Origin of the sequence: Paenibacillus cymbidii (genome assembly GCF_004764705.1) — a bacterium.
Lineage (GTDB): Bacteria > Bacillota > Bacilli > Paenibacillales > NBRC-103111 > Paenibacillus_AN > Paenibacillus_AN cymbidii.
Genome location: NZ_SHLX01000026.1, coordinates 107,840 through 131,453, shown reverse-complemented (window position 1 = coordinate 131,453; position 23,614 = coordinate 107,840). Strand labels below are relative to the sequence as shown.

The window sequence follows — 23,614 nt, the reverse complement described above, 5'->3', positions numbered from 1 at the left end:
TCGATTAAAATTCAGGGTAAGCGCCTCCTTGGTGGGTTTTAGGGCTATTGACCCGTCACACCCCCATCATACGAGGCGCTCCTGTTTTTTGTCCAAGGCCGTATCTTGGCGCCTACAGGAATGTTTACATGTTCCAAGGCATCGATCCGGCCTGCCTGGGTAGCCGCTCGAGGCCGGAGAGTACCTGAGTAGCAACTGATTTCAGCCTTGTTTCATCGACTGTTAATGGTGGTTCGTTGTTATCCGGCCAAACATGCCGCCCCTCTATTATGGCCTGCAACTTTTTCGCTTGAGTCAGGCTCGCATCCCCCTCTTTCCCATATGCACCTGCCCCTTTATGCCCCTGTTTTTTCTGCCCGCTATCCACTTCGCTCAGACCGGAACAAGGTTGTCCTCTCCGCAAATTCCTTTCTGCTCGTTATCCCCTTGACTCAATCTCAAGATCCCATTTCAAGAAAAGTGCCCCTACGATGCAGCGACACCATTCAGGCAAACCCTTCAAACTCGTTACATCCAAACGCCAACTTGAGCCAACGGGATAACCAACAGATACGAACTGATGCGACTTCTCACTCGTCCCTCTTCCTGAGAGATAAGGCTCAACCGCCGCACCAGTCTGAGCCGATGGGATATCCGGCAGACGCGAATTGCTGCCGAATATATGCCCGCTCGCCGCTTCAACGAAATAAAGCCGATTTCAGCCATACAATAATCGGGACAGTTGCCATCGCATAACCTTACAACATTGGCGGAGAGCGGGGAGGGGGCAATATTGTCAGGTTAAGCGGCGGTAGCTGCCTTGATCTAGTTTGCTGTAAGGCTGAACCAACCCCCGTAAGCAGCGGAAGCCGAATTTTGGAGAAAAAAATTATATTAGCAAGTAATAATGAAGGAAATTTCCTTCCGATTCTAGTATAATGAGCTCATCGTGGGAAATCGCTGCTGCGCTGGAACGGCCATCGCCGCAGGTACGACAACCGGACCGACAGAAAGGAATGGCGATGATGAGCTTGCCTTTTCGCGAAAGAGGATTGATTGTATCGTGCCAGGCGCTGCCCGACGAACCGCTGTACGGCGCAGGTGTGATGGGAATGATGGCGAAAGCGGCCGAAATGGCCGGAGCCATCGGCATCCGCACGAACGGAGCGGACGATGTGCGGCTGATCAAGTCGAGTGTCGGCTTGCCCGTGATCGGTTTGAATAAACGCAGCATCGCAGGGTCGGACGTGTTCATCACGCCCGAGCTTGCCGACGTCGAAGCGATCGTATCGGCCGGGGCCGAGATCGTTGCGCTCGACATGACCGACCGCGAAAACCGGTACGACAAGCTGCCGGGCTTGGTGAAATACATTCACGACGCTGGCGCGTTCGTCATGGCGGACGTGTCGACGCTCGAGGAGGGCATGCGCGCGGAAGCGGTCGGCGCCGACCTCATTTCGTCGACGCTGTCGGGTTATACGCCCTACAGCCCGCAGCAGGAAACGCCGGACTTCGAGCTGGTCCGGCAGCTGAGCCGCAGCGTGCGTGTGCCGGTTGTCGCCGAAGGCCGCATCTGGTCGCCGGAGGAAGCGGTGACGGCGCTGAAATGCGGCGCGACTTACGTCGTTGTCGGCAGCGCGATTACCCGGCCGCAGCTGATCGCCGCGCGGTATGCGGAGAAGATGGGCGCCTGGTTGAACGGGACGGCGGGCGCCGCGGATCGGGACCGGTCTTGAGCGCGCCGGCGAAGCAAGCGGCGGTAGGCCTCGACATCGGCGGCACGAAAATTGCCGCCGGTCTCGTCGACGCAAGCGGCGCGATCGTTTACGAGACGACGCTGCCGAACATGGCCGCGCAGCGGCAGCTATGGGAATACGGGGCGGAAAGGACAACGCCATGAAAACGACTGCAAGGGGAGAACTTTCCCATGCCCTTCTCCGTATTCCGACTGTATACGAATCGTTGACCAAGTCGGAACGGAAAGTGGCCGATACCGTGCAGCGCGATCCGGAAGCCGCCGTTTTTTGCACGATTACGGACTTGGCGGAAAAAAGCGAGGTAGGTGAAACGTCGGTCATCCGCTTTTGCCGCAAGCTTGGGTTTCGCGGGTACCAGGAGTTCAAGCTGTCGCTCGCGCAAAACGTCTCGAAGCCGGAAGAGCAGCTGTACGGCGACATTCAGGAGGATGACGGGCTGGACGCGGTAATCCGCAAAATCTGCGGCTTCAACACGCAGGTCATTCAGAATGTGATGCCGCTGCTGTCTCTGCACGACGTGCATGCGGCGGTAAAAGCGGTCGTGTCGTCGAACCGGCTCCTCTTCTTCGGCGTCGGCTCGTCCGGCATCACGGCGATGGACGCCAAGTACCGATTCGTGCGGCTCGGCTATAACGTCGTGGCGGAGTCGGATTCGCACGTCATCGCAATGAACGCCTCGCTGGCGGGCAAAGGCGATGCGGTGTTCGGCATCTCCGTCTCCGGCAGCACCAAGGATGTAGTCGCCGCAATTAAGCTGGCGAAGGCGAACGGCGCTTTCATCGTTTGTTTGACCAGCCATGCGCGTTCGCCGATCACGCAATACGCGGACGTCGTGCTGCTGACGACAGCGAAAGAATCGCCGCTGCAGGGCGGCTCGTTCGCCTCCAAGCTGGCGCAGATCAACGTGCTCGACATCTTGTCGAACGCGGTGGCGCTGGCGGAGAAACAGCGCACGTACCATGCGATGGAGAAGACGGCCAAGTCGGTGCTGGATAAGCTGTATTGAGTCCGCTCGCAGCAACAAGCGCCGCGCGGCAAGAACATGCCGGCGGCGCTTGTTGTTTATTAGGCGTATGACCGCCAATCAGAGCGCAATTTCCTTGCGCGATTCCGAGGAATCGTAAATCGCCTGAATGATTTGGGACGAAAGTATGACCGTATCGATGTGCGACGGCAGCTTCTCGCCGCTGCGGATGCAGGAGAGGAAGCCGTCGATTTCGTTCTGGAACATGTCCGTCGCCTGGTAAGTCGGCGTCGTTTCCAGCAGGGCGCCGTTTTTCGCGCTGTACAGCTTGAATTCTTTGCCGTATTGCAGGCGAATGCCGGCCTTGTCGCCGAGGAAATCGATGAACATTTCGTCGACGCCGATGTTTTGCGCCCAGGCGCCGTTGACGGTAATCGTCGGCCCTGCGGTGCGGATCATCGCCGTCACGAAGTCGTCGACGTCGTATGTGCCGTCATAGTTCGGCGGTCCGGCCCACATTTTCGTATAGGCGTAGTTCGGCATGTCGCGTCCCAGCTTGCTGTATGCCTGGCCGGTGACGGTTTGCGGCTGCGGATCGCCCGAGCAGTACATGACGACGTCGAGGAAATGCACGCCCCAGTCGATCAGCGCTCCGCCGCCGGCAATCGCTTTTGTCGTGAAGGCGCCGCCGAGGCCCGGAATCGAGCGGTGCGAGCGGAAGCTGATGTACACGTGGTACAGCTCGCCGAGATCGCCGTCCGCGATCATCTTTTTGATAATGTTGACGCCCGTGTTGAAGCGGTTGACGACGCCGATGTTGAGCACCTTGCCGGTTTCGTGCTGGACGCGCTGCATCTCGAGCGCCTCGGCGTACGTGCGGGCCGCCGGCTTCTCGCAAAGCACGTGTTTGCCCGCGCGCAGGCAATCGATGGCGATTGACGCGTGCACATGGTTCGGCGTACAGATCGACACCGCTTCCACTTCCGGGTCCTCCAGAATCGCCCGGTAATCGTTCGTCGCTTTGCCGCAGCCGTATTCCTTCACGGCCTTTTCGGCCCGTTCCTGGATAATGTCGCAGAACGTGACGATTTCCGCTGCCGGATTCGCCAGATAAGCTTTGATGTGCGCACCGTTTGCAATCGTCCCGCAGCCGATGATGGCCACTTTGATTTTGTCCACGCTTGTCCCTCCATTTTGGCATCAAATACTGTCATTGTATCGTTTCATTGGCGCCGACATGGTGTAAAATCGAGTTTAGGTTGGTCATTATTTGCAAGGAGGGGTTGCGGTGTCGACGACGGCTTATGCGGTCATTTGGGCGGTGCTGCTGCTGTTTCCGATCGGGGCGGCGGTCAAAAAGGTTTGGTGGCCTTGCGCGATTTATGCGGCGGGGGCGCTTGTGTTTCTGTACAATACGCAGCAAAATCACGGGGGCTGGGACGATTTGGCCAACCTGGCAATATTGGCGGTTGTGGTGGCGCCGATCTATTTGGTCGCTACAGTCGTGTGGATCGTGCTGCTTTTTGTGCGCAAAAGCAAGCAAAAACCGTAACCACATGATACAATTGGTAAAATTGGATCTGAATTTGGCGAAGGAGGCAGCGAGATGAGCGATGGCAAACCAAAGCAACCCGATGGGAAGTGGAAAATCAAGGAGCAACCGGGTTATTACGAAGCGGAAGAACGGTTTGAAATTATCGGCGGGGTCCGCTACGATTTTCTGGCGTCTCCGATGTATGTGCACCAGAAGCTGCTGACGAATCTTTATCTTGCGTTCCATCATGCTTGCTGCGCCGATGGGGAAACGTTGCTTGCCCCGCTGGATGTCCATTTCGATGCAGACAACATTTTGCAGCCCGATGTGATTTATATCGCCCGCGAGAATCTTGGCATCATCCGGGACGGCTACATTTACGGCGCTCCCGATCTTGTCGTCGAAATATTGTCCGCCAGCACAGGCAGCCGAGACAAAACGATCAAAAAAGATTGTTACGAAAAGTTCGGCGTCCGGGAATACTGGCTCGCGGACCCGGTTTATCGGACGATTGACCAATTCGTGCTCGAAAACGACCGCTACATGCTGGTCGCCACGCTTACGGAACGCAACAGCATCGCCGCTCATTCCATTCCGTGCCTGTCGTTTGCGCTGGAAGGGATGTTTCCTGACGCCGACAAGATGTGATCCGCAACCCAAACTTTCAGGAGCATGGGCCGCTGCTTCTTGTCCGGCACACCCCGAACCTCTACCTTTAACGGCATTAATACTCTTAAACTCGTCCCAAACGGACGATTCGGATACTTTAACTGCAGTAATACACTTAGCTTTCGCTGATTTTCCGATATTTGGCTCGATCCGTCGAATTTAAGCGCACATTCACACTTAAATGTATCGATCGAGTCCGAATGGCAGTTTTTTAGTGTACTTATACACTTAAATTACGTTCAGCCCGCGCCGAGGCGTCTGTTTCTGTGATGAAAGGCTTCAGCCGCCGGCAAGTTTCCTGTTGATCACCCGTCCGTACTACGGTACGGGAGTACAGCCCGCGCAAAGTACCTGCTCCCATTTCGAAGCAATCCCTATTTTGTGACCCCCCCTCATTGACGATGAGAATCATTATCATGTAAAATAGGAACAACTTGCTGATACCATTTTGACGACAGGGGACGGTACCATGAACCGCGACACCGAATCGTACGCAGGAGATCGGCTCCTGACCAATATATCCTCCATCGTCGCTTGCGGCGACGGCAGCGTGCTGGCGGTATCGCTCGGCCAGGGCGTCTATCGCATCTGCCCCGAACGGGGGTGGCAGAAGCTGAACGACGGTTTGCCGCCGAAAGCGACGATCAACCGGTTACAGCTGTGCGGCCCTTCGATTTATGCCTGCACGGACAGCGGGTTGTTCGAGCTTGACGGGGACGGTTGGCTGGATCATTCGTTGACGGTACCTTGCTATCAGATCACCTCGGCCGGCGGGATGCAGCTTGCCGCAACTTCTTACGGGTTATGGAGCTATTCGGGACACGGCTGGTCGCAGCTTTCGGGGACGGATTCGATCGTGTACGACGCGATGGTGGCGCCGCAGTATGTGATCGTCGGCCATGACAAAGGCATTGCCGTCTACGATCGTTACATGTCGGCCTGGACGGACGTTGCGCTTGAAGCCGGCGTTACAAGTCTGGCGATTTACCGCGGTCATGTCATCGGCGCAAGCGCCGCCGGGAAGCTTGTTGTCGGCAACAAGCAGGGCGGATACGACGGCTATCGGTTCGGGCGCATGTTTGTATACCGCGTCGTACAAAGCGCGGACCGCGTTTATGTCTGTACCGACAAAGGACTGTATCGGCTCGTTTCCTTCGGGGGAGGCGTCCGGATGGTCGCCTACCGGCTGGACTGCCCGGTGACGGATGTCGACGAATACGAAGGGATGCTGTATGTAGCCACCTTGTTCCGCGGCGTCCAGCGCATCGCCAAATAAGGGGAAGCGCAAAAAAATGACCTGCTGGCAACGGGCCGCAGGTCCACGTAGTGCTATATTAAAAAAGGGGGGTCACTTATTAGTATAGGAGACGAACATGAAAAAAAGATGAACGGCTTGTTACGTTTTGATTACAATCCCATTCCGCAGCGAATCGACTCGTTCCCTTATCGGCGATTTAGGCATATGATAAGGTCGAAGGGGTGTGACGGGATGCCGCGACTGCTTTACGAATACATCTATGTGAATTGTTGGCTGCTGCTGGCTGCCGCGCTGATGCTCGCCCATGACGGACAAATATCGGCGCTGGACGGGGCGGGTTTGATGGCGCTTGCAATCGGTTGCATGTGCTGGTCGGGTCGAAAACAACTGCGGAAGGCGAACCGGCGCGGCTGAGGCCGGAGGGCCTCCAGCCGGCAGAACGTTGGGCAAATGTCATATGTGCAGACGGAGAACCTCGGGGGCGAGGTTTTTTCTTTTGGCGCGCCCGCTTTGCAAACACGTGCAACAATGATGGGACCAAATGCGTTATAATAGGGGAGGCAACGGGTCGAACCGTGTCGCCTGTTACAACTCATTTTGGAAGGGGCAAGAAGAGGATGAAAACGTTCAAAGGCTTTGCGATCGGGTTGCTCGCAGGAGTGCTGCTGATGGTTTCGGTGCCTTCTTTGGCTGCCACAATCAAACAATACACGCTTGTCGACATTACTTATCCGGTTATGGTCAATAACGCGCAATACCAGAGCACCGAGCTGCCGGTGCTCAATTACGACGGCAATACGTATATTCCGATGCGGGCGGTCGGCGACATGCTCGGTGCGTCGGTCAACTGGAACGAAGCGCAGAAGCGGGCGGAAATCGTTTACGGCAGCGGGCAGGCGGCGGGCAACAATGCATATCGCAACGTAAAGGTGATCGGCACCGGCGGGAATTATACCGTCACCGGGGAAGCGCGCGTGTTCGAAGCGGTGATGAGCTACGCCATTTCGGACGGCCATAACTATTTGCTGAAGAAGAACGAACAAGTGAAGGAAGGGGCGCCGGCCTGGTCGCCGTTCACGCTGAACGTTTACATTCCGCAGAACGAGCTCCCCGTTAACGGCACACTGACGATCGAGTTATTCGAATACAGCGCCAAAGACGGCAGCATCGTCAATTTGTTCCAGGTGCCGCTGGAGCAGTTCCATTCTTAGGGCGTGTCTGAAACCAATCGCCGCGAATGCGCAAGACTGCCGGGAGTTGCAAGCTCCGGCGGTCTTTTTTGATAGATAAGAATTGATAAGTTTCGGGTGCTGCAAGAAGCATATTCTGGTGAGCCGCCCTGAGTGGCCCGATTTCTTGCTCGGCAACCAAAATAGCCCATGAAAAATGGCCTATTTGCCCGATATCGCCCGGCCCGCATGCAATAGCCAGTGAAAACACTGGTTATTTGCTCCAGATCGCCTTCAAATCGGCACTTCCAGCGAAATAGCCAGTGAAATCACTGGCTATTTCGTGTGGACGGGCCGTTTTTGGCGAAATAGGCAAGAAGATAGGGCCTATTTGGCAACGGGGTAGCTGGCGGATGGCTCTCTCTGACTCTTCCTGACGGTTTTTCTCACCATTCGCGGCGGGGCGTGTCAAAGCGCTTGCCCGTCCGCCAGCAGCCGCTCGCGCAGTGCGGCGTAATCGACCCGCTGCACGCTGCAGTCCGCGGCTAGCGCCAAAGCCGCCGCCGTCGCCGCCGATTGCCCAAGCACCATAAAAACGGGCTCCATGCGGATCGACCCGTAAGCGATGTGCGAGGCGGACAGGCAAACGGGCACGAACAAGTTGGCGCATTCGGCTTCCTTCGGCACGATTGACCGGTAGCTGATCGGATACGGCGCGTCCAGCCTGATTTGCACGTCGCCTTCGTTGACGACGAAGCCATCCTTGCTTACATGCCGCTGCGTGTTGTGCGAATCCATGCTGTACGAGCCGCGGCCGACCGGATCTTCGACTGGCGTACGCAGAAAAATATGGTGCTCGTTCATCACGACATCGGCGACCATCCGCCGCGATTCGCGGACGTACAACTGCGGCGTCCAGTGGCCGGTTGCGGCGAATTCGTCCCGCGGCAGCCCCCACTCCTTGTAAAACGCACGAATGGCTGCCGGGACGCGGGGATGGTGCTGCAGCGTCCAGACGAGCCCCAACTGATACGTTTGGTGCGCCGCGGCCATTTGCTCCCGCTCGGCATAACCGCCTTCCGGATAACCGTAATTGCGGCCGATGAAATCGGTGGAGAAGCCGCAGTCGTTATTGGAGTCCGTCTTCCGGTTCGGTACGCCATTCAGCTTGAAGAATACCGTTTGTCCCTGCTCGGCGGAGCGGAACAACAACTCGTACTCGCTTTCGTCGTAGCCGGCAGGCTTGTCGACCATGACGCGGTTGTCCGGATCGTCGGTCAGGCACATGCGATAACAATACGCCTGAATGCGATGGTCGGCTTCGCCGTCTTCGCCGCCGGCATCTGCATTGACTCCCGGCAGCAGGCCGCTCGCAGGATCGCCTTTGACCCAATACGGATCGATGCCGTAGGGAAGCTGGTTTTTTGTCGCATTTTCCGTTTGGATGCCGTTATAGGTTTCCCCGTAAATGCGGTTCGCTTCCCGCCCGGTCGTATAAGCGACGCCGGCAAGCTTCATCAGGTCGCCTTCGTAAGTCGCGTCCATAAACATGCGGCCTGCGAACGTGGTCCCCGACTCCATGCGGATGCTGGCGATGCGGCCGTTCGCTGTGGCGACGCCGCCTTCCAGGTCGAGCCGCTCGCGGCATAACACGCAGAGGTCATATTCCGCTATCCAGTCGGCGAAAACGGCAGAGGCTTGCTTCGGCTCGAACAGCCAGACCGCTTCCTCCTTGCCGTACTTCTTGCCGAGCCGCCGGTAAAAATCGAGCGCCAGCCCGCCGATCGCGCCTTTGTCGCCGAAGTCGGTGTCCCCGAGTCCGCCGCTGCTAAGCCCGCCCAAATGATCGCCCGGTTCGATCACGATCGCGGAAAGTCCCATTCGTTTCGCCTGCACGGCGGCGGCAAGTCCGGAGGAAGTGCCGCCGTAGATGACCAAATCGTAAATCATGCGCCGTTCATCCCTTTCCCGATTGTACAAATCTCCATGACAAGTTGCGCTGGTTCTTCTTCATTGTAACGGCGGGATCTTTATTTTGACGATTAACGAATCTATTCCGTTTTGTATGAATCTACACTATACTAAAGTTCGACAGGGAAAGGGAGGGCTCGGATGATCGACTTGTATGCGGCGGGCTTCGACGATCGCGATCCGCGCTGGCAGAAGCAGCTGTCCTTGACGACAACTTGCGCGGTGGCTTTTATCGTCTCCGGCCAAACCAACTACCGGATCGACGGCGCGCTGTTCAAGCTGCGCAAGGGGGATTTGCTGTTCATTCCGACGGGCTGCTTGCGCGAGGCGTTCCATGACGGGGAAAACTACCATCAGAAATATTGGGTTACGTTTGCCGCTCCCGCATCGGCCGAAACCGTTTACCCGCTGCTCGCCGGGCAGCGGCCGCGCCAGCTTCGCACGAGCCAATTCGAATACATGAAGCAGCGCTTCGCCTTGCTGGTCCAACAGTGGATGGGCAAGCTGCCGTATTGCGAGCCGATCTGCGCGGCGATTGTCGCCGAGCTGCTGGGCCATATGAGCCGCGAGCTGGACCTTGAGCGCCACAAGGCGCCCAAATCGAGCATCGTCGCCGGGGCGCAGGCCTACATTTTGGCCCGCTATCGCGATCCGATCCGGGTGGACGAGCTGGCGAAGCTTGCCGGCTGCTCGCCCAATTACCTTTCGGCGCTGTTCCGGCAGCTGACGGGGAACACGGTCAAACATTACATTCATCAGGTAAAGCTGTCCGCGGCGCGCGACCTGCTGCTGCACGCCGACGTCAGCATCGGCCAGGCGGCCGAATATGTGGGGTTTTGCGATCAGGCCTATTTCAACCGGGTGTTCAAAAAAATACACGGCTTCCCGCCTTCGGTGCTGCTGAAGGAAAGAAGCCGAGTAGTTTAATACTGCCTTGTTACGTCAGTTTGTCCAGCAGTTTCGTTTCGTAGTCCGGATATGCCGCGCTTTCGTAGAAGCCGCGCTGCTCCATCAGCAGCCGGTAGCGCAGCTTCTTGTCGTTCAGCTCGCGCCGCAGATTGCCGGCGTCGCCGGTCAAGCACTCGCGCAGCAGCGATTCCAGCGTGACGATCTCCTTGTTCAACTGCATCTCCTCCGGCAGCATGCCGGAATTTTTCATGATCTTGAACGAGAGGCGCAAATCTTCCGGCACGCCGGCGCAATCGTCCGGCGGCAGCGGTTTGCCTTTGCCCGGCAAGTTGTCGAACTCTCCGCGCGCCGTCGCTTCGCGAATGCGTTCCTCGACGATCGAATCCCATACGCTCATCGGAATTTCTCCCTTCGAAGCCGTTTTCGGATACTCGCTCTTATTGTAGCATTCTCCGGCTTCGTCGCGTGCGGCCGTCGGTGACAGATTCGGCACAACCACATTTTACTAACCAATGGTTATAAAAGTGAGGTTTACCTTCTGCCCCATTCAACTTTTGACGCTGCCAAGCACGATACCTTTGATGAAAAACCGCTGCAGAAACGGATAAACGAGCAAGATCGGCAACGAGGCAAGCAAAATTTGCGACGCTTTGGTCGTTCGATCGGTAATTTCACCCAAGTTATGGATATCTACGCCGTCAAGCGGCGTCGAAACGATGATGACTTTCTGCATGTAGCTGGACAACGGATAATGCGCCGGAAAATTCATCAGAATCAGCCCGTCGAACCACGCGTTCCAGTGCCCGACCAGCGTAAACAGCGAAAGGGTTGCCAGCGCCGGCATCGACAGCGGCACATAAATCCGCCACAACGTAATCCAGTGTCCGGCGCCGTCGATGAAGGCGGATTCCTCGATTTCCCTCGGCAGTCCGCGGAAGAAGTTCAGCAGCAGGATCACGTTGAATACCGGCACCGCTCCCGGCAGCACGAGGGCCCAGATCGTGTCGAGCAATCCGGTCGTTTTGACCGTCATGTACCAAGGGATGAGGCCGCCGCCGAACAGGATCGTAAAGACGAAATACCATACATACGCCGTGCGCATTTTGAACTTGTGCGATTCCTTCGACAGCGGGTAGGCGGCGAGCAGCACCATCAGCATGTTGATGGCGTACCCGAGTCCGACGCGCTGCAGCGTCACCCCGAAGGCGCGGAGAAATTCCGGTTTGTTCATAATATAGACGTACGCTTTGGTCGAAAATTGCACCGGCCACAGCTTGACGAGCCCCGCGGTGGCGGCTGCGCCGGAGCTGAACGAAACGGCGAAAACATGGACGAGCGGGAACAGGCACAAGAGCGACAACAAGATGAGAAACACCGTATTGCATACGACGAACAGCCGCCTGCCAAATGTGGAATCGCCGGTCACTTACGCCACCTCCCTTTCAGAAAATTCGATAGTTCGCGTACCGGTAGGCAAGGAAGTAAGAACCGGAAATAAGGAACAGGGCGACTGCCGATTTGAACAAGCCGATTGCGGTGGCAACCCCGTATTGCGCGTTCTCGAGTCCGACCCGGTAGATCAGCGTATCGAGGATGTCTCCGCTAGCATACACGGAAGGACTGTACAGATTGAATACTTGATCGAAGCCCGCATTCAGCACATTGCCGAGGCTGAGCGTGCCGAGCAGCACGATGACCGGGAGCATGCCCGGCAGCGTCACATGCCACGTTTGTTTCCAGCGGCTCGCTCCGTCGATGGTCGCCGCCTCGTACAGCGTCGGGTCGATGGCGGTCAGCGCAGCCAAATAGACGATCGTGCTGTAGCCGAATTCCTTCCACAAGTCGGAGACGACGAGCGTAAAGCGGAACCAGTTATTGTCCCCCAGGAAAAAAATCGGATCCAATCCGATAAAACCGAGCGCCTGATTGACGATGCCGCGGGTCGGAGACAAAATATCGATCAGGATGCCGCCAAGAATGATCCAGGACATAAAGTGCGGTAAATATATCAGCGTCTGCACGCCCCGTTTGAAGGACGCCCGGCGAACTTCGTTCAGCAGAAGCGAGATGCCGATCGGGACGATCATCATCGCAACGATTTTCAACACGGCGATATAAACGGTGTTGTAGATGACTTGCCAAATGCCGGGCATGTTGAACACGTATCGGAAGTTGTCCCAGCCGATCCAGGACGAATGGAAAAAGCCGCGCGCGGGAACAAACTTCTGAAACGCGATGACGACGCCGAACATCGGGATGTACTGGTAAACAAACACGAGCAATACACAAGGCAAAATCATGATGTGCAGCGGTAGGTTAACCGGCCACTTGATTTTGTTCATCGGAATCGCCTACCTTTATTGGGGTACTTGGGCGGCACGGAAGGCGCAAGGCGTTAGCGAGCCTTGCGCCTCCCATACCCGGGCGAGCGTTATTTCTGGCTTTTCACCCAATCGTTCGCTTCTTTCGTCATATCGTCGCCGCCGAGCTTCTTCCAGTTGGCCACGAAGGCGTCGAAGGCGTCCGGAGGGCTTGCGTTCATAATGATTTTCGTAAATTCTTCCAGCTCCAGCTTCTTCAGCGCCGGCATTTGCGCCACCATGGCCGGAGTAGGCGCGCCGTAGAACGCCGTGACGAGAATTTGTTTGGCCTCGTTGTATTTGACCAGCAATTGCTGGGAGCTTTGCGGGCCGAAGACGTGATCGTACGCCCAACCGCTGACGTTGCCGTCTTCGCGGAATTTGACCAGAATGTCATAGATGGCTTTATCGGAGGCGTTGAATTTCGACGTATCCTTGTCGCTCAGCGCCTTGGACACATTTTTGTGAACGTCCTGATTCGTCACCGAAACCTGGTTGATCGTCGCATATTTCCATTTTTCGATGCCGTCTTTGTTGCCGTATGTTTCGTTGACGGTTTTGTCGAGGCTGCCGTCGATGTCCAGGTACAAATTCATCAGCTTGACGGCGGCTTCCGGATTTTTCGCGCCTTTCTTGACGACGTAGAAGTTGGATACGCCGAAGGTGATGCCCGGCTGCGCCGCTTTGTCGTCAATCGAAGGAAGCGGGTACGAAGCCCACTCTTCGTTCGGATCCAGCTTCTTGCCGTTGGTGATGCCTCCGCCAAGCGGCATCCACATCTCGCCGTACATCATGCCGACTTTGCTCGACGACAGGCTTTCGTCGACCTTCGGGCCGTCCTTGACGCCGAACTCTTTGTCAAGCTGGCCGTTTTTGTACATCTCGGCCAGTTTGGTCAGTGCCGTTTTCATTTGCGGCTGGATGCTGCCCCACACGACGTTGCCGGACCCATCGTTCACCCAAATTTGCGGATAAGCGTGGTAGCTGTTGAAGAAGCCTGTCAACCCCGGGTTGCTGTACAAATCTTTGGTGATCGCGAGTCCGAACGTATCGTTTTTGCCGTTGCCGTCGGGATCCTTGTTGGTGAACGCATCGGAAATGGCGAACACGTCCTGCATCGTTTTCGGCTCCGGCAAGTTCAGCTTTTTCAGCCAATCGGTGCGAACCCACAGCAGTTTGACCGTGTCGACAGGCGTCGGCATCACCGGAAGCGCCATCAGCTTGCCGCCGACGGTAGACGCTTTGAGCGCGGTGCCGCCGTCTTTGTTAAGCACTTCTTTCAGCTTCGGCGAACCGAATTTGTTGACCGCTTCCGTCAGATCGGCCAATTGGCCGTTGTTGCTCAGGTCCTTGAATTGCGTCGCATTGACGGACATAATGTCCGGAAGCGCGCCGGAGGCGATTGTAATGTTCATCTTCTGATCGTAAGCGGCCTGATCGGGAACGATCCAGTCATACTTCAAATTGATGCCAAGCTTGTCGGCATACAGCTTGATCCAGGCATTGTTTTCAATCGTATCGCCGTTTTCGTACTTCATCGATGTTTGGGCGATGCGAACGGCCGACACGTTGATCGGCGGATCGTATTTGCCGAGCGGATTGGCAGCCGGAGCGGCGGGCGACGCCGAAGCGGATGCTGAAGCGGCGGCGGAAGCCGACGGGCTTGCGCTTGCTTGCGCACCGCTTCCCGTGTTGTCTTTGCTGCTGCAAGCGGCTGTAAAAACCATAACGAAAGAAAGAAGCAAAAAAGCGGAAGATTTGAGTTTAGCCGATTGTTTCACCGATATTCCCCCTGTGTTCGAAGATTGGCAGCATGCGCGCATATGCTATGGGTCAAGTATAACAACGGGCTCTGCCGGATGAATACGGGCGTTTTTTTTACAACGTTATCTTTGTTTGACCTGTTTGAAAGCGTATTCGCGGTATTCCTGCGGGCTCATGTTGACCGCCCGGCGGAAAAACCGGGTAAAATAAGGCGCCGACATATAACCGACCGTTTTGGCAATATCGTGCACCTTCAGCTCGCTTTCGGTCAGCAGCCGCTTCGCGTGGTCGATGCGCACTTCGTTGATGTAGCCCAGCAGGTTGGTGCCGGCGACTTGTTTGAACAATCGCGAAAGGTAAGACGGGTTGAAATGGACAATTTGCGCCAGTCGGACGAGCGAAAGATCTTCGCCGTAATGCTCGTGGATAAACTGTTTCACCGTATTGACGGCGGCGAGCGCGCGGTTCTCTTCGTCGTGAAACCGCAGCTCGAACAAGGCGTCAGCCAGCCCGGCGAAATACGCGGCCGCTTCCTGCCACGAGCGATGTTCGTCAAGGCGCGTCAGCTTGTTCGGATCGAAGCGGCCGGCAACCGCCGCCGCAAGATTCCAGCGCTCCATATAGGTCAGGAACATGACCGAAATCGAGTAGTAAGTCGCAAGCGCCGCCTCGTGATGGTGGCCGTGGATGTCCGGGAAGGAGGAAGCGATATCCGCGAGCAAGGCATGGAATTCATCCGCTGCGCCGCTTTCCAGATTCGCTTCCAGCGCCTTGAGCTGCTTCAGCCGTTGCCTCGCCTGATGCTGAAGCCGTTCTTCTGGCGCCGCCGTCTGCGCGTTGCCCGCGTATTCGCTTCTGTCGACGATGCGCATCGTCGTCTCCTGGCCGAACCGGTAGTAGACGAGCTGCTTCAGCGATTCGTAGCGGCCTGGGACGTCTGCCCACGCCGTCGGTTCGCTGTCCGTGACGAACGACACGGCGATGTTCAGCGTCTTCAGACACATCTGCTGGATCGTTTCCGCCGTGCCTTTGACGAACAGCGCCATCCACTCCCAGGACGGGGCATCGGGAGCGGCGATTTCCTTCGGCTGGACGAACCAGAGCAGATTGGATCTTTCGAAGGAGATCCCCACATGCGCGACGGCGGGGCCAAGCTGGCTTTCGGCGGCCGATTTGACCGCGTAGATCAGCCGCGATTTCTCCATCGGCGGCACGGTCTTCGGCAAGTTGTCCAGACGGGCCGCGAGGAGCATGACCGGAGTGTCGGCGCGGAGCGGCAAACCCATTTGGCGAAAATGGTGCGCGCGCTCTTCCGCGGAATAGCTCTCTCCCTGCAGCAGGTCCAGCAAATACTCCTTCTGCATGAGCGGCACGGCCGCTTCCATCTGCCGCTTCGCATAGTCGATCCATTCGTCGCGCTGCAGCGCATTTTCGATTTCGGCGACGGCGCCCGCGACCGCACGCTCGATTTCCTCGTAGCCTTCGGTCTTCAGGATGTACTTGACACCGCCGTATTTCAGCGCAACATGCGCATATTCGAACTCGTCGTAGCCGGTCACAAAAATCACTTTGCACAAAGGCCAGTTGCGGCGAATGTGCTCGAGCAATTGAATGCCGTTCATTCCCGGCATGCGAATGTCGGTGAGCACGATGTCCATCTTCGTGCGGTCGAGCCATTCAAGCGCTTCGCGCGCGGAATAAGCCCGGTAGATGTCGAGCTCCGGCCCTTTGATTTCTTGCAGGAACATATACAGGCTGTTGACAATATCCGCCTCGTCGTCAACGATCAGCAGACGATACATAACCATCATCCTCTCCCAGTTCGATTGTCGTCGTTACCCGCAGCCCGCCAAGCTCGCTCCGCGCTACGGATACGCCGCTGTTGTCGCCGAATTTGAGCCGCAGCCTTCGATCGATGTTGATCATGCCCGTTATTTCCCGCTGCTCCTGCTCCCCGGGAAGCGCCAGCAGCTCCGCGATCGCCGCCAGCCGCTCCGGCGTCGCTTCCTCGCCGTTATCCTCGACGTGGATGAAGAGGCGGGGGGCCTCGAAGTGAAACCGGATGCGCAGCAGCCCGTCCGCCATTTTATTTTCCAGCCCATGCTCGAAAGCGTTCTCGATGATCGGCTGCACGACGAGCCTCGGCACCAGCACGTCCCGGCACGCTTCCGGCAATTCGCCGAAATCGACCTGCATGCGGCTGCGGAACCGTTTGGCCTGGATCTGCGCATACGTTCTGGCGTGCGCGACCTCCTGTTGCAGCGGGATGTCGCTGGCCGAGCTGCGGGTAATGAACTGAAAGTAGCTGCCGAGCTGTTTGGTGAACAGCTTGAGCGTGTCGTAGTCCTCCGAGACGACCATGCCATGCAGAATAAAGAAGCTGTTGTACAGAAAATGCGGATTGATCTGCGATTGAAGCTGTTTCAGCTCCGCGCGCTGGGCCATAATTTGCTGCTTGTACACCTGGTCGATCAACGTGTTCAAATTGCTTGCCATCACATTGAAACGCGTGAATAAATAGCGGAATTCGTCCTGATGACTATGCTCGATCTGGATGTTGAAGTCGCCGATTTCGATTTTTTTGAACGAGCGGACGAGCTTGACGAGCGGTTTGTGAATGAATTTGTAGGTCGATACGCAATAGACCGAAATGATGACAAGGGTGATGACGGTGTATGCCCAGAACCAGGATTGATATTTGTTTACTTTGGCAAAAATCTGGTCCTCCCGCACATACTTGGTCAGCACCAGATGGAGCGCCTCCGATTGTTTGGCGATGACCATAAAAGGCTCGTCCCCGAGTCGGATGGAGAACGGTTTCGCCGCGTCGCCGCCTTCCCGTTCCCGGAGCAGCACTTCGTCCCGTATACTGCGGTTGATGTCGCGGTCGCTATTGCCGGAGAGCGTAAACCTCAGCTCGGGATCGATCAGAATCATGCTGTTGCTCGACTGGTCGATCCGGGCGAGCGCCCGCTCGATTCCGGCTGCGGACAGCTCGACGATGATGGCGTAACGCAGCGGCGTGTCGCTGGCCGGCGACGGGTACGGATACCTGACGGTCATATACAACCGGCCGTTCCAGTAATGAATGGCGGACTGCAGATCGACCGGAGCGGCCATCATGTCCTGAAGCGGAGCGGAGATCGGCTCCTGCGCGTACAGCGCGGATACGGTGATGCCGATCGGCGGAATATAGGCGGTTACGTTGCTGATGTAGCTGCTGCTGTTCTTGATCGCGTCGAGCCGCTGCTGGAGCCGCAGCACCGCCTTGCTTCGGTCGTATTCGTTCAGGGACGCGGAGATCGCCGCCAGCGTATACAGGTTCTCGTCGACGAGGGCGTCGTACTGGCTCGATTGGATGCGCTTTATTTCGTCTTCAAGATTGCTTAAATACGACGATACTTGGGACTCCATCGAATTCGATATTTCTTCGCGGACGGCATGGATGCCCCAATTGTAGATGAACAGGCCGAACACATAAATCGGAATCATGATCGCGATAAACGTGGTGAGCAGCCGTCGAAAAATCGAATGTTTCCAGGCGTTGCCCGTCTTTTTCATGTCACCGGTCCCCCTCGTAACGCACGGGATATTCGTACATGAAGCGTAACCGATGGGAGACAAATCGCGCAACTCGGAAATGTCGTTGACAACATTACTAACCATAGGTTATATTATAACCATCGGTTACAAACCAAAGGTTATAAATCGCGGGAGCGAGGGGTACGGATGACGACCAAACACGAGCAGCGCTCGGAAGAAACGAAACGATCGATCGTTGCCGCTGCCGGCCGGCTGTTCGCCGATCGCGGCTTCGACGGGGTGACGATGCGCGAAATTGCCAAGGAGGCGGGCTGCTCGCACACGACAATCTATTTGTACTACAAGGATAAGGAGGCGCTGCTGCACCAACTGTGCATGCCGCCACTGGAAGAAGTGAAGCGGCAGTTCGAAGCGGCCTTGCAACGGGAAGACGCGTCGGCGGAACAGAAGCTGCAGGAGCTGGGTCGCGAGTTTATTCGCTGCTGCTTGCAGCACCGGAGCCTGTATGCCGTATTGTTTACGACCAGAGCGGTGCGGGTGGACGAAAAGGAGCCGGAGCTTGCGATCAACCGGCTGCGCAATCAGTTGTTCGGGCTGATGCAAACCGCGCTGCAGCAATGTTTGCCGGCGGAGCGCGAAGAGCAGGCGCTGGCGAATGCGCGGATTTATTTTTTTATGCTGCACGGGATTGTTGCGACTTATGCACATTCGGAAGAAACGGCGGAGGGGCTGATGGAGCGGCTCGTTGCGACGTTCGACGAAGCGTTCGACGTTGTGATGGCCGGCTTGCGCCATACGAGGGGAAAAGGAGCGGATGGAAAATGAAAATCGAACGCGTTTCGGAGCATATTTGGAGCTTGCGAATCTGGGTCCTGATTCCGATTCATGTGTGGATCGTCCGGGAGGAGGACGGCCTCACGCTCGTAGATGCCGGTCTGTCCGGAATGGCGGGCGGTATTGTCGGACTCGTCGACCGGCTGCAAGCCGGCCCGCTGCGGCGCATCGTGCTGACCCACGGGCATAGCGACCACGTCGGGGCGCTCGCCAAAATTTTGCGCGACCGGCCGGTTCCGGTGTATGCGCATCGCGCGGAAATGCCGTACATGGAAGGCGAACTGCCTTATCCGCGGCGTAAGAAGGCGGTTCGTTTCGTAGCAAAGGGAGTGGCGCAGCCGCTTCCGGAGGATGCCGAGGGACGGCTCGCACCGATCGGCAGCTTGACGCCTTATTGGACGCCCGGGCATTCCCCCGGCCACGTGGTGTACTATCATGAGCGGGACGGCGTTCTGCTCGCCGGCGACCTGTTCAACTCGCGAAAGGGGCGGCTTCGCCGGCCGATGTTTACGCCGGACATGGAGCAAGCGGTGAAGAGCGCCGCCATCGTCGGCGAATTGCAGCCGAATCGGCTTGAGGTTTGCCACGGCGGGCCGGTGTTGAATCCGGCGGCGCAATTGAACGGCTACCGGCAAGCGGCCGTTTTGAGCGGGAAGTAGCGCCGGGGTCGGTCACGTGGTACGCTGGGCACAAAGGAGGGCTGCCGATGATCAGTCTGAGCATACTCGATCAATCGCCGATCGCGCCGGGAAGCAGCGCGGCGGACGCGTTCCGCCAGACGATCGAGCTGGCGAAGTGCGCGGAACGGCTCGGCTACAGCCGCTACTGGCTGTCCGAGCACCACGATACGCAAGGCCTTGCCGGCTCCGCGCCGGAGGTGCTGATCGCCGCGGTGGCGGCGCATACGTCGCGCATTCGCGTCGGTTCGGCCGGCGTGCTGCTGCCGCATTACAGCCCGTATAAAGTGGCCGAAACGTTCCGCGTGCTGGAGGCGCTTTATCCCGGCCGCATCGATCTTGGGCTCGGCCGCGCGCCCGGCGGCATGCCCGGCGCGGCGCGGGCGCTGCGTTACGGCCGGATGACGCGGCCGGGCGACGACTACCCCGCGCTGCTGGACGATCTCGCCGGCTTCCTGTACGACAGCCTGCCGCCGGAGCACCGCTTCCACGGCTTGCGCGCCACGCCGGTTACCGCAGCCACCCCCGAGGTGTGGCTGCTCGGCTCCGGCGATACGAGCGCACGGCTCGCTGCGGAAACCGGCGCATCGTTCGCGTACGCGCAGTTCATCAGCCGCGAGAGCGGCGCGGAAGCGGCGGCCCGCTATCGCCGCGAATTTCGCGCCGGCCCGTTCGGCGGTGCACCGCGCGTCGCCGTTTGCGTGTCGGCATTATGCGCGGATACGGACGAAGCCGCGGAGCGTTTGGCGGCGCCGCTGCTGCTGCGCATTCTGCGCATCACGCAGGGAGACTTCTCGCTGCAGGTTCCGACTGAAACGGAAGCGGTGCGTTATCCGTATACGGAAGAGGAGCGGGAACGGATTGCCGCCATCCGCAGCCGGCTGTTCATCGGCAGCCCGGCGACGGTCAAGGAGCGGCTGCTCGCCTGTGCCGCGGAGCATGGCGCGGACGAACTTGCCGTCGTTACGATGACCGAACGGTTCGCCAGCCGACAGCGTTCCTACGAACTGCTGGCGGAAGCATTCGGCATCGGCGGGTAGCGTTTTTTTTCCGAAATGCCAATTTGGGCGTGTCTGAAAACCCGCTCGGAGGCATCTTTCACCGCCTTTTCGCCCCCTGCTGCGTCAGTTTTGTTTGACTTACCCCCGGTAAGCCTGCACAAAACTTCCTTGCATGGGACGAAAATTCGGCCAAATCTGCTATCCTCGGAGTTTTCAGACACACCCTAGGAAAAAGAAAAGGAAAGTTGTCCGTTCTTCGCGAATAGTAGTAGAGAGTCGGAGTCATCCACGATTTTCCGAAGAAAGGCGGTCATGGGTCATGCAACTGTGGGTTATCTGGCTGATCGTCGCCGGCGTGCTGCTGGTAGCGGAAATGTTGACGCTTACGTTTTATTTGTTATGGCTTGGAGTAGGCGCGCTGGTTGCCGCGATTGTCGCGCTGATTGTGCCCGATGCTTTTGCCGTGCAGGTGATCGTCGGCTGCGCGGTGGCAGTCGCCCTGACGCTGTTATCGAAGCCGCTGACGCGCCGTTTCCGCGGATCTCGCGGTTTCCGCGATGCGATCGACGAGTTGGTCGGCAAGCACGGCGTTGTCGTTGAAGCGATCGGGCCGGACCGGATGGGCATCGTCAAGGTCGGCAGCGAAACGTGGAGCGCGAAGTCGCCGGAGCCGCTGGCGTCCGGAGCAACCGTCATTGTCGTTTCGCGCAGTTCTACCGTACTCGAAGTATACCAATCGGAAGGAGAATGACAAATGGGCTACACCATTGCCATCATCATCCTGGTTCTCGTCATCGTCTTCATCGCCCTCACGATCAAAATTGTGCCGCAGCAGCGCGTCGGCGTCGTCGAACGGCTCGGCAAGTTCAACCGGCTGTTGACGCCGGGGCTCAACCTGCTCGTTCCGATCATCGACCACGTCCGCACGTACCACGACCTGCGCATCCAGCAGGCGAACGTGCCGCCGCAAACGGTCATCACGAAGGACAACGTGCAGGTGCAGATCGACACGATCATCTTCTATCAGGTCGTTGGTCCGGAGCAGGCAACGTACGGCATTTCCGACTATGTGTACGGGGTGCGCAACATCAGTACGGCGACGATGCGGCAAATTATCGGCAAGCTGGAGCTGGACGAAACGCTGTCCGGCCGGGAAAAAATTTCATCCGAAATTCGTCTTGCGCTTGACGAAGCGACCGAGAAGTGGGGCGTACGTATCGAACGCGTCGAAGTCATCGACATCAAGCCGCCGTCCGACATTCAGGACGCGATGGATAAGCAGATGAAGGCGGAGCGCAGCAAGCGCGCCATCGTGCTGGAAGCGGAAGCGGCGAAGCAGGACATGATTCTGCGCGCGGAAGGCGACAAGCAGAGCAAAATTTTGAAAGCCGAAGGCGACAAGGAAGCGCGCATCCGCGAAGCGGAAGGCTTGCGCCAGGCGCAGGAGCTGGAGGCGCTCGGCCAGGCGAAGGCGATCCAGGCGGTCGCCGAGGCGGAGAAGGTTCGGATCGAGCTGCTGCGCGCGGCGGGGCTCGACGAGAACGTGCTGGCGTACCGTTCGCTCGAAGCGCTGGACGAAATCGCCAAAGGCCCGGCGAACAAAGTGTTCCTGCCGACCAAGGCGATCGAGACGCTCGGCAGCATCGGCGCCATCGGCGAAATGTTCAAAACGAAGGACGGCAAATAGTCCGGATCGTTTGGCGAAACAGCGGCCGTCCCGCAAGGGGCGGCTTTTTCCCGTGCAAAAAACGCGCCCGCGGGCGCGAACCCATCGGCCGTTTGCCTAATATACTAACGTAAGCCTGGAGGGGGAGGTGAAACGATGGCCGTTGTCAAAGCGCGCCAATCCGATATCGATATGCTGGCGCGGCTGCTGCGGGCGGAGGCGGAAGGCGAAGGCGAGCAAGGCATGCTGCACGTCGGCAGCGTCGGCATCAACCGGATCCGCTCGAACTGCTCCGATTTCAAAAACCTGCGCACCATTCCCGAAATGATTTACCAGGAGCATGCGTTCGAGGCGGTGCAGCACGGTTACTTCTACCAGAGCGCCAGAGACAGAGAGAAGCGGCTGGCCCGGCGTTCCGTCAATGGAGAACGAAGCTGGCCTGCCGAATACAGCCTGTGGTATTTCCGGCCGGAGGGCGAGTGCCCGGACACCTGGTACAACCAACCGCTCGTCGGCCGTTTCAAAAAGCATTGCTTCTACCAGCCGACTCCCGAGGAATGCGCGCATATTTACGAAACGTGACGCATTCGCGCGGGCGGCAGCGAACGACGATGCCGGCTGGCGGCATGTCGCAAACAGAAAGAGGAGGGGGAACCCTCCTCTTTCTGTTAGGCAAGGCAAGCCGGCGGTTCGTCTCACCGTCTGAGCGACGGCGAGTAGGGAGGATAATAACGAATCGTATCGTCGAACTCCTCGCCGTGGTATTCCCGGCCGCCTCTCCAGGCGAGAATGACGATTCTCCCTTGGTCCATTTCGCTTTCGAGAAATTCGGCGCGCTCCCGGGAGACGCCGAGCGCCCGCATTTTGGCCCGCAGCTCGTCCCCCGTGGAACGAAACCAGTTGGCGATCGTTGTCAGGACGCCTTCCTCCGATGTGCCGATCGTTTCGGCATTCGTGCTTTTCGCGACATGTTCGGTCCGGTCCTTGTCATGCGTCAGCACAAAAATATTTTCCAGCGAATAGCCGCTTCTCATCAGTTCATTGATCGTTTCTCGCGCTTCCATCACGCTGCTTACTGTGTGTACGGCCGTGTACTCGTTCATGGCACATTCCTCCGTTTCAGTCGATTCGGTTTGCTGTGCGGCATGTTGCCGCATGCATCAGTTCACGCGGGTTCTTCTGCCCAAAATCAGGAAAATGACGAACAGCACCAGGAACGCAACGAACAAAATTTTGGCGATACCAGCAGCCGCCGCCGCGATGCCGAAAAACCCGAAAATACCGGCAATAATCGCGATGACGAAAAACATCAGCGCCCATCCGAGCATGGCGTTCACCACCTTTCTTTCCCGCTCTGCGGCGGTATGGATCGTGGGAATCAAGCTTGTCGAACTCGGTATGTACTTAACCGCATCGGCAGGTTGCGAAACAGTAACCGTGCCTCGCGGGAACGTATCATTAGTTGACGCAACATGCAGGAATCCGGCGAATGAAGTCGAATCTTGTGAATGATAATGATAGCGTTCGAAAGATTCATTCCAACAGCTTCCGTACATTAA

The 23,614-nt window shown here is 57.6% G+C and carries 25 protein-coding genes; 15 read left to right on the top strand and 10 right to left on the bottom strand.

Annotated features, from left to right (window positions below; genetic code table 11):
• Positions 1-1,004 precede the first annotated feature (1,004 nt).
• Genes EXY20_RS28595 through EXY20_RS28590 form a run of 3 tightly spaced genes read left to right on the top strand, consistent with a single transcriptional unit; the run spans position 1,005 to position 2,742 of the window.
• The gene (locus EXY20_RS28595) at positions 1,005-1,715 is read left to right on the top strand and encodes an N-acetylmannosamine-6-phosphate 2-epimerase (RefSeq protein WP_407944941.1); all 711 of its coding nucleotides are present in this window, start codon (positions 1,005-1,007) and stop codon (positions 1,713-1,715) included.
• Complete coding sequence (locus EXY20_RS39230) at positions 1,712-1,879, top strand: hypothetical protein (RefSeq protein ID WP_167859591.1); 168 nt, start codon at positions 1,712-1,714, stop codon at positions 1,877-1,879. The genes EXY20_RS28595 and EXY20_RS39230 overlap by 4 nt, the downstream gene beginning before the upstream one ends.
• On the top strand, positions 1,876-2,742 hold the full coding sequence (locus EXY20_RS28590) for a MurR/RpiR family transcriptional regulator (protein ID WP_135555635.1): 867 nt from the start codon (positions 1,876-1,878) through the stop codon (positions 2,740-2,742). The genes EXY20_RS39230 and EXY20_RS28590 overlap by 4 nt, the downstream gene beginning before the upstream one ends.
• Before the next feature lie 78 nt (positions 2,743-2,820).
• On the opposite strand, the gene EXY20_RS28585 is transcribed toward EXY20_RS28590, so the two are convergent.
• Positions 2,821-3,879, bottom strand: coding sequence for a Gfo/Idh/MocA family protein (locus tag EXY20_RS28585; RefSeq protein ID WP_135555633.1), 1,059 nt, complete (start codon positions 3,877-3,879; stop codon positions 2,821-2,823).
• Between the two features lie 109 nt (positions 3,880-3,988).
• Between EXY20_RS28585 and EXY20_RS28580 the strand changes: the two genes are divergently transcribed.
• From EXY20_RS28580 to EXY20_RS28560, 5 genes are all read left to right on the top strand, one after another.
• On the top strand, positions 3,989-4,252 hold the full coding sequence (locus EXY20_RS28580; RefSeq protein ID WP_135555631.1) for a hypothetical protein: 264 nt from the start codon (positions 3,989-3,991) through the stop codon (positions 4,250-4,252).
• A 54-nt stretch (positions 4,253-4,306) separates the two neighbouring features.
• Positions 4,307-4,882, top strand: coding sequence for a Uma2 family endonuclease (locus tag EXY20_RS28575; protein WP_135555629.1), 576 nt, complete (start codon positions 4,307-4,309; stop codon positions 4,880-4,882).
• A 490-nt stretch (positions 4,883-5,372) separates the two neighbouring features.
• A complete protein-coding gene (locus EXY20_RS28570) occupies positions 5,373-6,179 on the top strand; it encodes a hypothetical protein (protein WP_135555628.1) in 807 nt (268 codons plus the stop codon).
• Between the two features lie 213 nt (positions 6,180-6,392).
• A complete protein-coding gene (locus EXY20_RS28565) occupies positions 6,393-6,575 on the top strand; it encodes a hypothetical protein (RefSeq protein WP_135555626.1) in 183 nt (60 codons plus the stop codon).
• 203 nt (positions 6,576-6,778) lie between these two features.
• On the top strand, positions 6,779-7,372 hold the full coding sequence (locus tag EXY20_RS28560; protein ID WP_135555624.1) for a Gmad2 immunoglobulin-like domain-containing protein: 594 nt from the start codon (positions 6,779-6,781) through the stop codon (positions 7,370-7,372).
• A 426-nt stretch (positions 7,373-7,798) separates the two neighbouring features.
• Here the strand turns inward: EXY20_RS28560 and EXY20_RS28555 are convergent, their stop codons facing one another.
• Complete coding sequence (locus tag EXY20_RS28555; RefSeq protein ID WP_135555623.1) at positions 7,799-9,280, bottom strand: FAD-dependent oxidoreductase; 1,482 nt, start codon at positions 9,278-9,280, stop codon at positions 7,799-7,801.
• 162 nt (positions 9,281-9,442) lie between these two features.
• Between EXY20_RS28555 and EXY20_RS28550 the strand changes: the two genes are divergently transcribed.
• Complete coding sequence (locus tag EXY20_RS28550) at positions 9,443-10,228, top strand: helix-turn-helix domain-containing protein (RefSeq protein WP_135555621.1); 786 nt, start codon at positions 9,443-9,445, stop codon at positions 10,226-10,228.
• A 10-nt stretch (positions 10,229-10,238) separates the two neighbouring features.
• Here EXY20_RS28550 and EXY20_RS28545 read toward each other — a convergent pair whose 3' ends face one another.
• The 6 genes from EXY20_RS28545 to EXY20_RS28520 all read right to left on the bottom strand — a co-directional run bounded on the left by EXY20_RS28545 (position 10,239) and on the right by EXY20_RS28520 (position 17,895).
• Positions 10,239-10,607: a DnaJ family domain-containing protein gene (locus EXY20_RS28545; protein ID WP_135555619.1), complete on the bottom strand. Its 369-nt coding sequence runs from the start codon at positions 10,605-10,607 to the stop codon at positions 10,239-10,241.
• Between the two features lie 150 nt (positions 10,608-10,757).
• Entirely contained in the window at positions 10,758-11,636 is an 879-nt protein-coding gene (locus tag EXY20_RS28540; protein WP_135555617.1) for a carbohydrate ABC transporter permease, read from the bottom strand.
• Between the two features lie 16 nt (positions 11,637-11,652).
• On the bottom strand, positions 11,653-12,552 hold the full coding sequence (locus tag EXY20_RS28535) for an ABC transporter permease (RefSeq protein ID WP_135555616.1): 900 nt from the start codon (positions 12,550-12,552) through the stop codon (positions 11,653-11,655).
• Positions 12,553-12,641: 89 nt separating this feature from the next.
• On the bottom strand, positions 12,642-14,351 hold the full coding sequence (locus EXY20_RS28530; protein WP_167859590.1) for an extracellular solute-binding protein: 1,710 nt from the start codon (positions 14,349-14,351) through the stop codon (positions 12,642-12,644).
• Positions 14,352-14,456: 105 nt separating this feature from the next.
• Positions 14,457-16,142: a response regulator gene (locus tag EXY20_RS28525; RefSeq protein ID WP_167859589.1), complete on the bottom strand. Its 1,686-nt coding sequence runs from the start codon at positions 16,140-16,142 to the stop codon at positions 14,457-14,459.
• Complete coding sequence (locus EXY20_RS28520) at positions 16,114-17,895, bottom strand: sensor histidine kinase (protein WP_167859588.1); 1,782 nt, start codon at positions 17,893-17,895, stop codon at positions 16,114-16,116. Before EXY20_RS28520 ends, EXY20_RS28525 begins: the two co-directional genes overlap by 29 nt.
• Positions 17,896-18,063: 168 nt before the next feature.
• Here EXY20_RS28520 and EXY20_RS28515 point away from each other — a divergent pair, with 168 nt between their 5' ends.
• The 6 genes from EXY20_RS28515 to EXY20_RS28490 all read left to right on the top strand — a co-directional run bounded on the left by EXY20_RS28515 (position 18,064) and on the right by EXY20_RS28490 (position 22,637).
• Complete coding sequence (locus tag EXY20_RS28515) at positions 18,064-18,702, top strand: TetR/AcrR family transcriptional regulator (RefSeq protein WP_135555609.1); 639 nt, start codon at positions 18,064-18,066, stop codon at positions 18,700-18,702.
• On the top strand, positions 18,699-19,370 hold the full coding sequence (locus EXY20_RS28510; RefSeq protein ID WP_135555607.1) for an MBL fold metallo-hydrolase: 672 nt from the start codon (positions 18,699-18,701) through the stop codon (positions 19,368-19,370). The genes EXY20_RS28515 and EXY20_RS28510 overlap by 4 nt, the downstream gene beginning before the upstream one ends.
• 47 nt (positions 19,371-19,417) lie before the next feature.
• On the top strand, positions 19,418-20,428 hold the full coding sequence (locus EXY20_RS28505; protein ID WP_135555606.1) for an LLM class flavin-dependent oxidoreductase: 1,011 nt from the start codon (positions 19,418-19,420) through the stop codon (positions 20,426-20,428).
• Positions 20,429-20,708: 280 nt separating this feature from the next.
• Positions 20,709-21,140: an NfeD family protein gene (locus EXY20_RS28500; RefSeq protein WP_135555604.1), complete on the top strand. Its 432-nt coding sequence runs from the start codon at positions 20,709-20,711 to the stop codon at positions 21,138-21,140.
• Positions 21,141-21,143: 3 nt separating this feature from the next.
• Positions 21,144-22,076, top strand: coding sequence for an SPFH domain-containing protein (locus tag EXY20_RS28495; RefSeq protein ID WP_135555602.1), 933 nt, complete (start codon positions 21,144-21,146; stop codon positions 22,074-22,076).
• A 135-nt stretch (positions 22,077-22,211) separates the two neighbouring features.
• The gene (locus tag EXY20_RS28490; RefSeq protein ID WP_135555600.1) at positions 22,212-22,637 is read left to right on the top strand and encodes a cell wall hydrolase; all 426 of its coding nucleotides are present in this window, start codon (positions 22,212-22,214) and stop codon (positions 22,635-22,637) included.
• A gap of 113 nt (positions 22,638-22,750) precedes the next feature.
• Here the strand turns inward: EXY20_RS28490 and EXY20_RS28485 are convergent, their stop codons facing one another.
• Entirely contained in the window at positions 22,751-23,158 is a 408-nt protein-coding gene (locus tag EXY20_RS28485; protein ID WP_135555598.1) for a general stress protein, read from the bottom strand.
• Between the two features lie 57 nt (positions 23,159-23,215).
• Complete coding sequence (locus EXY20_RS28480; RefSeq protein WP_135555597.1) at positions 23,216-23,383, bottom strand: DUF1328 family protein; 168 nt, start codon at positions 23,381-23,383, stop codon at positions 23,216-23,218.
• Between the last annotated feature and the right edge of the window lie 231 nt (positions 23,384-23,614).